Annotated in this window: 10 protein-coding genes; 8 read left to right on the top strand and 2 right to left on the bottom strand. The window is 63.1% G+C overall.

The window, feature by feature from the left end; translation table 11 throughout:
- On the bottom strand, nt 1-1,113 hold a 1,113-nt coding region (locus AC16XC_RS09030; RefSeq protein WP_484034320.1), incomplete at its 3' end, for a serine hydrolase domain-containing protein.
- 19 nt (nt 1,114-1,132) lie between these two features.
- Complete coding sequence (locus AC16XC_RS09025; protein ID WP_484034319.1) at nt 1,133-2,620, bottom strand: lignostilbene-alpha,beta-dioxygenase; 1,488 nt, start codon at nt 2,618-2,620, stop codon at nt 1,133-1,135.
- A 93-nt stretch (nt 2,621-2,713) separates the two neighbouring features.
- Between AC16XC_RS09025 and AC16XC_RS09020 the strand changes: the two genes are divergently transcribed.
- The 8 genes from AC16XC_RS09020 to AC16XC_RS08985 form a co-directional block, all read left to right on the top strand.
- Nucleotides 2,714-3,151, top strand: coding sequence for a Saro_0803 family transcriptional regulator (locus AC16XC_RS09020; RefSeq protein ID WP_484034318.1), 438 nt, complete (start codon nt 2,714-2,716; stop codon nt 3,149-3,151).
- 30 nt (nt 3,152-3,181) lie between these two features.
- A complete protein-coding gene (locus AC16XC_RS09015; protein ID WP_484034317.1) occupies nt 3,182-4,534 on the top strand; it encodes an MFS transporter in 1,353 nt (450 codons plus the stop codon).
- A gap of 45 nt (nt 4,535-4,579) precedes the next feature.
- Nucleotides 4,580-5,692, top strand: coding sequence for an S-(hydroxymethyl)glutathione dehydrogenase/class III alcohol dehydrogenase (locus tag AC16XC_RS09010; protein WP_484034316.1), 1,113 nt, complete (start codon nt 4,580-4,582; stop codon nt 5,690-5,692).
- A 34-nt stretch (nt 5,693-5,726) separates the two neighbouring features.
- Nucleotides 5,727-6,110 carry a VOC family protein gene (locus AC16XC_RS09005; protein ID WP_484034315.1) on the top strand — a complete coding sequence of 128 codons (384 nt, stop codon included), beginning with the start codon at nt 5,727-5,729 and terminating at the stop codon, nt 6,108-6,110.
- A gap of 26 nt (nt 6,111-6,136) precedes the next feature.
- Nucleotides 6,137-6,517, top strand: coding sequence for a VOC family protein (locus tag AC16XC_RS09000; protein ID WP_484034314.1), 381 nt, complete (start codon nt 6,137-6,139; stop codon nt 6,515-6,517).
- Nucleotides 6,517-7,356, top strand: coding sequence for an S-formylglutathione hydrolase (fghA, locus tag AC16XC_RS08995; RefSeq protein WP_484034313.1), 840 nt, complete (start codon nt 6,517-6,519; stop codon nt 7,354-7,356). The genes AC16XC_RS09000 and fghA overlap by 1 nt, the downstream gene beginning before the upstream one ends.
- A complete protein-coding gene (locus AC16XC_RS08990; protein WP_484034312.1) occupies nt 7,353-7,778 on the top strand; it encodes an NAD(P)H-dependent oxidoreductase subunit E in 426 nt (141 codons plus the stop codon). The genes fghA and AC16XC_RS08990 overlap by 4 nt, the downstream gene beginning before the upstream one ends.
- The coding region (locus tag AC16XC_RS08985; RefSeq protein ID WP_484034311.1) for an NADH-ubiquinone oxidoreductase-F iron-sulfur binding region domain-containing protein at nt 7,775-9,090 on the top strand (1,316 nt) is incomplete at its 3' end. The genes AC16XC_RS08990 and AC16XC_RS08985, both read left to right, overlap by 4 nt.

Raw genomic sequence — 9,090 nt, 5'->3', positions numbered from 1 at the left:
TGCCGGGTGGACATAGATGAACTGGCCGGCCAGGCCGACCGCGGCGTAGGCGCCGGGTTCGTTGTCGACCTGCCAGGTCTGGAAGCCGTAGCCGGGGAAGCCCCGCCCGGCGGGCGCACCGGTGGGGAGCATGGTGGACATCGCGTCCAGCCAACCTTCGGGGATGATCCTGGTTTCCCCGCGGACCCCGTCATTGGCCATCAGCAGCCCGAGCCGACCGAAGTCCCGCAGGGTGGCGCTGAAGCCCATGCCGTTGAGTGCGCGGCCATTTCCGGGAGGCCCGTCGGCGAGCCAGAAGCCGTCGACCTCCGCGCCGAGTGGCTGCCAGATGCGCTGCTCCATCTGTTGCTCGAGCTTGAGTCCGGTCGCCGCTTCGAGCACCCAGCCGAGTAACATGGTGTCAAGCGTCGAATAGTTGAAGGTGCTGCCCGGCTCGTTGGCGCGGGTGGTCTCGAGCGCGCCGTCGGCGAAGCGCTGCCGGTTAAGCACGATCGCCTGCTCGTGGAGCCTTCCGGCAAAGCTCGGGTTGTCGCCGAAATCGTAGCGCTCCTCGTAATCGACGCCCGAGCGCATCTGGAGGATCTGGCGGATCGTCACGCCCTCGTAGCCGGTGCCCTTGAGCTGCGGCACATATGTGTCGGCCCGGTCGTCGAGCGAGGCGATCTCGCCCTTGTCGAGCGCGATCCCGGTGAGCAGCGCGGTAATGGTCTTCGACATCGAGAAGGCGACATGCCGCGTCCCGGGCAACATCCGGTTGCGGTAGTCCTCGAACACGATCTCGCCCTTGCGGATCACCAGCATGGCATTGGTGAAGGTCCGTTCGGCAAAGGCATCGTAATCGCCGGGAAGCCTCATTGCTTCGCCGCGCGGCAAATCCCAAACTTCATCGCCGCGGCGCACATCGCGATATTCGAAGACGTCCTTTGTCTCGCGGAAGGTGAAGCTGTTGATCTCGGGATTGAGCCACTGCCAGCGCATCGCGATGACGGCCGGCGTCAGTTCATGGACGATCTCGGACTGCTCTGCCTCCTCCGGCTCGACGACCTTCGTACAAGCCGGAAGAACCAGGCAGGCAACCAAGGCCGCACCAACGAACGCCTTGCCAGTCCTCATCGGCCACCCATCCCCGCGTTCAAGCCGGCTCGGGCACCTTCGCCTCCAGCCCGATATCCTCGGAGCGGGCGAAGTTGCCGTGGAGGCCGAAGCGCAGGCGGATCGGAATGTTGACGGTCGCGACCGGGCCCTTCTCGATGTCGAGCGCGTCGAAAATCAGGAGATCGGTGCGCTTCTCTTCGAGCCGGTTGCACAGCATCACGATCCAGCCGTCGCCCTCGGGCGCCTCCTTCGAACGGGGGATGAAGCAAGGCTCCTGCAGCGAGGAGACCGGGCCGCACCACCAGTGCTGCTCGGCCCCGGTGTCGAGGTCCTTGAGGAACAGGCAGTTCATCAGGAACCCGCCGGCGCTGCCGCCCTTCAACTCGCATGGGCGGCTCATGTCCATTTCGAGGCCCCAGGTGTAGCGATTCTTCACCCCGGTGAAGCGGTCGTCGATCCGCGGGAACTCGCTCGAGGTCTCGGTCAGCCGGACAATCTCGTCGAACTCGTCGTCGTTCGAGGCCATGTCGACCGTCCAGCGGGTGAGCTTCGACATCGCCTCGAGCCCGTTGAACGGCTCGCCATGAACGTCCGGGAAGAACGGGAACATGTTGTTCTTGGCTTCCGGAACGATGAAGTGGACCTTGCTGCCCTCCTGCCAGGCGTTGACGACATGGCTGGCGAAGCAATTGTCGCGCTTGAACCAGCGAATGTCTTCCTGCTTGAGGTCGGTCCGGCGCGGGATGATCCCGAGATAGACCGGCATGGTGGTGTCGAAGCCGAAATGGGGGAGCCTCTGCTCCAGCCGCTCCCAGCTGCCGATCGAGGGCACGACATGCAGCACGAGGTAATCCTCGGTGATCGCAAAGTCGTGCATCATGCAGTAATAGGGCGTCTTGAACCACACTTCGCTGACCAGCTCGCCAGCAGGGTTCACTTCGAGCAGCGCGACATCGTCGGTGCACAGGCCCGACGCGGCATAGCCGATCGCGACCATGTTCCCGGTCCTGGGATCGATCTTGGGATGGGCGGTGAAGGTCTGGCTCTTCATTGCACCGTGCCAGGTCTCGAACTCCTCGGTCTCCATCGTCACCGGGTCCATCAGCAATGACGGGCTGTCTTCCTTCATCGCCCAGAGCTTGCCGGCATAGATCCAGGCATTGGTGTTGGCGGTAGAGCGGATCATGCCCTGGACCGAAGGATCGTCGGTCAAAGGGTTGCGATACATCCCGAACAGGCCCCGCCCTGCGGCCTTCTCCGCTTTCCACTTGTCGGTCTTGGCCCAGCGCTGGCGAAAATCGACCTGCCCGTCGTGGATATGGAAACGGGTGATCATCCCGTCGCCATTGAAGGCGATGTCGTCGCCCAGCATGGGCGGGAACTGGGGATCGGGCTGGACGCGATAGAAGGCGCCGTCGATCTCCCTGGGGATCTCGCCCTCATGCGCGAGGTCCTCGATATCGGCTTCGATCCGTGAAGGCGTGTTGAAGCCGGTGAAGTTGGGCGTGTCGGGGAAATGAGACATCGAGCGAATCCTCTCCTTGATCCTTGCGCGCAATTGTATGCTCCACTAACAATTGTGCAAGATGAGGGGATAGGGTCTTTGGAAGCGGCGTCTTTGATCGAAAACAACGATAACGAGATCGGCGACCTCGCCGATATTGTCGGCTTCCATATCCGCCTTGCCCAGGGTGCGGTTTACCGGCATTTCACCGAGACCTTTTCCAATCTCGACCTTACCCAGAAGCAGGTCTCGGTCCTGTGGCTGGTGGACGATCATCCCGGCATTGCGCAGATCGAAGTCGGCCAGCGCCTGCGGATGGACCGAGCGACCACCATGACCATCGTCAACCGGCTCCAGGACCGGGAGTTCCTGCGCCGCGAGCGTTCGGAGACCGATGGACGCAAGCAAGCGCTCTACCTTACCCAGGGCGGCGAGGCGGCCCTGGCGGAAGCCAAGCAGGCGATTGGCGAGCACGAAGACTGGCTCAAGAGCCGTTTCACCACCGAAGAGGTCGAGAAACTGGTGGAAATGCTCGCGCGAATCCACGAATGAGGATTCGGAGATAGAGAGGATACCAAGATAATGGCCGGAGCTTCCGAGGGCACCAACCCGATTTCCGTGATCAACGACACGCCGATGGGCTTTCGCCAGTTGCTGGTCGTATTCCTGATGATCTTTCTGAACGCGCTCGACGGGTTCGACGTTCTCTCAAGCGCCTTTGCGGCGCCCGGTATCTCGGCGGATTGGGGTATTCCGCGCAGCGAACTGGGAATCGTCCTTTCGGCCGAACTGGTCGGAATGGGCTTTGGTTCCGTCATGTTAGGTGGGATGGCCGACAAATATGGCCGCAAGCTCACCATGCTAGTCTGCCTCACGATCATGGCGATCGGCATGTACTTCGCCCATTCGGCCTCCGGCGTTACCGACATGACGATCTGGCGGTTCATCACCGGTCTCGGCATCGGCGGCATGCTCGCTTCGACCAATGCGGTCGTCGCCGAAACGACCAGCAAGTCCGGCCGCAGCATATCCATGGCGCTTTATGTGATCGGCTATCCGGTCGGCGGCGTGATCGGCGGCTTTGCCGCATCCGAATGGCTGCTGGCGGATTACGACTGGCGGGCGGTATTCCTGTTCGGCGCGGTCGTTACCGCGGCCATGATCCCGCTGGTCGTCCTGCTGGTGCCGGAAACGCCAGCCTATTATGCGGCGCGCCGCCCCGCGGGCGCGCTGGAAAAGATCAACAGGTCGCTCCATGCCTTCGGCAAGCCCCCGATCGATGCCCTGCCCGATGTCAGGTCCGACGTTCCCAAGCCCAAGGTCACGGATATCCTCGCCAATCCTCGCCTGCGGCCGGTGACCTTGCTGCTGGCCTTTGGCTACATGTTCCACACCTTCACCTTCTATTACATCCTCAAATTCGCGGTGCAGATCGTTTCGGATTCGGGCTATACCCAACCGGAAGCGGCGACCACGCTGACCTGGGCAAATGTCGGCGGCGCAGTTGGCGGCGCGATGTTCGGCTTCCTGCTCAAGAAATGGGGCATCAAGGGTCCAACCATCATTGCGGCCTTGCTTGGTTCGCTTGCAGTCGTCTGGTTCGGAGCAGGCCACGACTCGCTTTGGGAATGGCGCAGCGCGACCTTCTTCACCATGTTCTTCCTCAACTCGGCGATCGTCGGTTATTATGCCGCCTTCGCCGCGGGCTTTCCCGCCTATGCCCGCGCCAGCGGCACCGGCTTCGTGCTGGGCGTCGGACGTCTGGGGGCAGCGGGTTCGCCGATCGTCGCCGGTTACCTTTTCACTTGGCTGGGCAACGACCAATTGCTGATCGTATCGGCGATCATGAGCGCAGGCGCGGTACTTGGTGCCGTCATGCTGTTCATGATGCCGGTGCGCGATGCCGACGAAGAACATATGAAAGCGGCCGCCTGAGCTGTCGGCCGAGCAATCAGAAGATTCCCGGAGGAATAGGACCCGATGAAGACCCGTGCCGCCGTCGCCTTCGAAGCCAAGCAGCCCTTGGAAATCGTCGAGCTCGATCTCGAAGGCCCCAAGGAGGGAGAAGTGCTGGTCGAGATCATGGCGACCGGCATCTGCCATACCGATGCCTATACGCTCGACGGTTTCGACAGCGAGGGGATCTTCCCCTCGATCCTTGGCCATGAGGGCGCCGGCGTGGTGCGCGAGGTCGGGCCGGGCGTCACCAGCGTGAAGCCCGGCGACCATGTGATCCCGCTCTACACGCCCGAATGCCGCCAGTGTAAGTCGTGCCTCTCGGGCAAGACGAACCTGTGCACCGCGATCCGCGCCACGCAGGGCAAGGGGCTGATGCCCGACGGGACCAGCCGCTTTTCCTACAAGGGCGAGACGATCTACCATTATATGGGCTGTTCGACCTTTTCGAACTTCACCGTGCTGCCCGAAATCGCGGTCGCCAGGATCCGCGAGGATGCGCCGTTCCAGACCAGCTGTTACATCGGTTGCGGCGTGACCACCGGGGTCGGCGCGGTGATCAACACCGCCAAGGTGCAGGTGGGCGACAATGTCGTGGTGTTCGGGCTCGGCGGGATCGGGCTCAACGTGATCCAGGGCGCGCGCCTCGCCGGGGCGAACAAGATCATCGGGGTCGACATCAACCCTGCGCGCGAGGAATGGGGCAGGAAATTCGGCATGACCGAATTCCTCAACTCCAAGGGCATGAGCCGCGAGGATGTGGTCGCGAAGGTCGTCGAGATGACCGATGGCGGGGCGGACTACACTTTCGATGCCACCGGCAATACCGAGGTGATGCGCATGGCGCTCGAAGCCTGCCACCGCGGCTGGGGCACTTCGGTAATTATCGGCGTGGCCGAAGCAGGCAAGGAAATCGCCACCCGCCCGTTCCAGCTCGTCACCGGTCGCAACTGGCGTGGAACGGCCTTCGGCGGAGCCAAGGGCCGCACCGACGTGCCCAAGATCGTCGATATGTACATGGCCGGCAAGATCGAGATCGACCCGATGATAACCCATGTCATGGGTCTCGAAGAGATCAACACCGCCTTCGACCTGATGCATGCGGGCGAGAGCATCCGCAGCGTCGTGGTCTACTGAGTTCAAACCCCTCTAAACGAAAGACTGGAATTACATGTTCAATCACATCTTCGTCGGCACCAACGACATCGATGCCTCGCGCAAGTTCTACGATGCCACCATGGGCGTCCTCGGCTATGAAGGCCATCCGCTGCCCCACGGCACCGTCTACCCGAGCGGCGAGGGCAGCCTGATCGTCGCCAGGCCCGCCGATGGAGAGGCCGCGAGTTGCATGAACGGCTTTACCCTGGGCTTCAAGGCGAAGGATTACGCCACTGTCGATGCCTGGCATGCGGCAGGGCTCTCCGCCGGAGGGAACGACGCTGGCGAACCGGGCTTTCGCGCGGCCTCGCCGGGCAATATGTATGGCGCCTATCTACGCGACCCGGACGGTCACAAGATCTGCGTCTTTGCGCCGAACACCGGGCCGAAGGAGTAGGTTCGCTCGGGTATGGGAGGCCAGTGATGTTCAGTCACATGATGGTGGGGTCGAACGACATCCACCGCTCGAAGTCATTCTACGACGCCTTGTTCAGGGCGATGGGCGGCAAGGAAGCCTTCATCGATCCCAGGAACCGGCTCGTCTACATGCATGATGGCGGGATCTTTATCGTCACCACACCGATCGACGGCGAGCCCGCCACCCATGCCAATGGCGGGACGGTAGGCTTCAAGATGGAAAACCCGGAACAGGCGGATGCGTGGCATGCGGCCGGGGTCGCCGCGGGCGGGACCGACATCGAGGATCCGCCCGGCTGGCGCGAAGGAAGCTTCGGAAGGCTCTATCTTGCCTATCTGCGCGATCCCGACGGCAACAAGCTCTGCGCCCTCTACCGGGAAGGCTGATGAGCCTCGAGGCGGTCAGCGAAAACCGGAGCCATGGCGGGCGGCAGGGTGTCTACACCCACCTGTCGCACGAGACCGGCACCCCGATGACCTTCTCGGTGTTCGTGCCCGAGCATGAGCCGGGCGCGAGATTGCCGGTGCTGTGGTATCTTTCCGGCCTCACCTGCACCCACGCAAATGTGACCGAGAAGGGCGAGTACCGTGCGGCCTGTGCCGAGCACGGGATCGTCTTCGTTGCGCCCGACACCTCGCCGCGCGGAGACGATGTCCCCGACGACGAAGCCTATGATTTCGGCAAGGGCGCGGGATTCTATGTCGATGCGACCGAGGAGCCGTGGGCGAAGAACTTCCGCATGCGCAGCTATATCGAACGCGAACTTCCCGAGATCATCGGCGCCAGTTTCCCGGCCGACATGGATCGGCAAGGGATTACCGGCCATTCAATGGGCGGCCACGGGGCCTTGACCATCAGCCTGCGCAATCCGGGCCGGTTCCGCTCGACCAGCGCCTTCGCGCCGATCGTCAGCCCGATCAATTGCCCGTGGGGCGAAAAGGCGTTGACCGGCTATCTCGGTGCGGACCGGGAAGTTTGGCGGGCCTACGATGCCGTGGCGTTGATCGAAGACGGGGCCCGCTTGCCCGACCTGCTGGTCGATCAGGGCCATGCCGACAATTTCCTCGAGGAACAGCTCAAGACCAACTTGCTTGACCGGGCCTGCCGAAATGCGGATATGCGCGCCGAAATCCGCATCCAGGAGGGGTATGACCACTCCTATTATTTCATCTCGACCTTCATGGCCGAGCATGTCGCATGGCACGCCGAAAGACTGAAACCATGAGCAGCCAGGAAAAACTCGCCGAAATCGTCGCCGAGCACAAGGACCGCGAAGGCGCGCTGCTGCCGATCCTCAACGACGTCCAGCGCGAGCTTGGCTGCGTCGACGAAGAGGCGGAAAAATTCATCGCCGATGCGCTGAACCTCTCGCGCGCCGACGTGCATGGCGTGGTAAGCTTCTACCACGATTACACATCGAAGGCCGACCCCCGGCCCGTGGTCCAGATCTGCCGGGCGGAAAGCTGCAAGGCGCGCGGGGTCGAGGCCCTGATGGAAGGAGCTACGAAAGCCGCGGGCGAGCGTGTGAAACTGGCGACGGTCTATTGCCTGGGGCTGTGCAGTTCGGGACCGAACGCCCGGATCGGCGACACGCTCCACGCCCGTCTCGATGGTGCGGCGCTCAACAAACTGATTGAAAACGCATGACTATTGTACGAATTTCCGATGACGCGCTGGCCCGCGCAGTGGGTGCGGACGCGCTTGCCGATGCCTTCGCCAAGGCCGGCGCCGAAGTCCGGCGCGTCTCGAGCTGGGGCATGCATTGGCTCGAGCCGCTGGTCGAAATCGACGGAGAGGGCTTCGGCCCGGCGACGCTCGACGATGTGGCGGCGATCCTCGAGGGATCGAGCGACAAGGCAATTGGCACAATCGAGGACCACCCTTTCATCAAGGGCCAGCAGCGCCTGACCTTCGCCCGGGCCGGCAAGACCCGCCCGACCAGTCTCGAAGATTACGAAGCGACCGGCGGCTGGGCCGGACTCAAGCGGGCGCGCAAGATCGGCCCCCAGAAGATCGTCGAAGAGGTGATCCAGTCGGGGCTGCGCGGCCGCGGCGGGGCGGGCTTCCCCGCCGGGATCAAATGGAAGACCGTCGCTGGGGCCGAAGCCGACCAGAAATATATCGTCTGCAACGCCGACGAGGGCGATTCTGGCACTTTTGCCGACCGCATGGTGATGGAAGGCGACCCCTTCGCGCTGATCGAGGGCATGGCGATTGCCGGCGAGGCGGTCGGTGCGACCAAGGGTTATGTCTACCTGCGCAGCGAATATCCCGATGCGATCGCCAAGATGAACGCGGCGCTCCGGGTTTGCGCCTCGATCATCGCTCCGTTCGAATGCGAGGTCAGGGTCGGTGCGGGGGCGTATGTATGCGGCGAGGAAACCTCGCTCCTCAATTCGCTCGAAGGCAAGCGCGGCGAAGTGCGCGCCAAGCCGCCGCTCCCGGCGCTCAAGGGCCTGTTCGGCAAGCCGACGGTGGTCAACAACGTCCTCACCCTCGCGGCGATCCCGCATATCCTGACCGAAGGCGGTGCCTCGCTTTACGAGAGCCTCGGGATCGAACGTTCGAAGGGCACGATGCCGATCCAGCTCGCGGGCAATATCAAGCATGGCGGGCTCTACGAGACCGCTTTCGGGATAACTTTGGGCGAACTGGTCAACGATATCGGCGGCGGCACCCAAAGCGGCCGCCCAGTCAAGGCGGTCCAGGTCGGCGGGCCGCTCGGCGCCTATATCCATCCCGACCAGTTCGACATTCCGTTCGACTACGAAGCCTATGCCGCGGCCGATGCGCTGATCGGCCATGCCGGGATCACGGTGTTCGACGACACCGCCGACATGGGCGCCATGGCGCGGTTCGCGATGGAGTTCTGCGCGGCGGAAAGCTGCGGCAAATGCACGCCCTGCCGGATCGGCGCGGTCCGCGGGGTCGAAGTGATCGATCGCATCCGGGCGGGAGG

The sequence above is a fragment of the Candidatus Andeanibacterium sp. genome, assembly GCF_057143545.1.
The sequence above is the reverse complement of the archived record's forward strand: the minus strand, read 5'-3'. Positions and strand labels throughout refer to the sequence as shown.

Excerpts from the sequence above, each read along its gene's own strand:
- AC16XC_RS09025 (WP_484034319.1), bottom strand. The coding sequence starts at position 2,620 with ATGTCTCATTTCCCCGACACGCCCAACTTCACCGGCTTCAACACGCCT.
- AC16XC_RS09015 (WP_484034317.1), top strand. The coding sequence starts at position 3,182 with ATGGCCGGAGCTTCCGAGGGCACCAACCCGATTTCCGTGATCAACGAC.
- AC16XC_RS09010 (WP_484034316.1), top strand. The coding sequence starts at position 4,580 with ATGAAGACCCGTGCCGCCGTCGCCTTCGAAGCCAAGCAGCCCTTGGAA.
- AC16XC_RS09005 (WP_484034315.1), top strand. The coding sequence starts at position 5,727 with ATGTTCAATCACATCTTCGTCGGCACCAACGACATCGATGCCTCGCGC.
- AC16XC_RS09000 (WP_484034314.1), top strand. The coding sequence starts at position 6,137 with ATGTTCAGTCACATGATGGTGGGGTCGAACGACATCCACCGCTCGAAG.
- fghA (WP_484034313.1), top strand. The coding sequence starts at position 6,517 with ATGAGCCTCGAGGCGGTCAGCGAAAACCGGAGCCATGGCGGGCGGCAG.
- AC16XC_RS08990 (WP_484034312.1), top strand. The coding sequence starts at position 7,353 with ATGAGCAGCCAGGAAAAACTCGCCGAAATCGTCGCCGAGCACAAGGAC.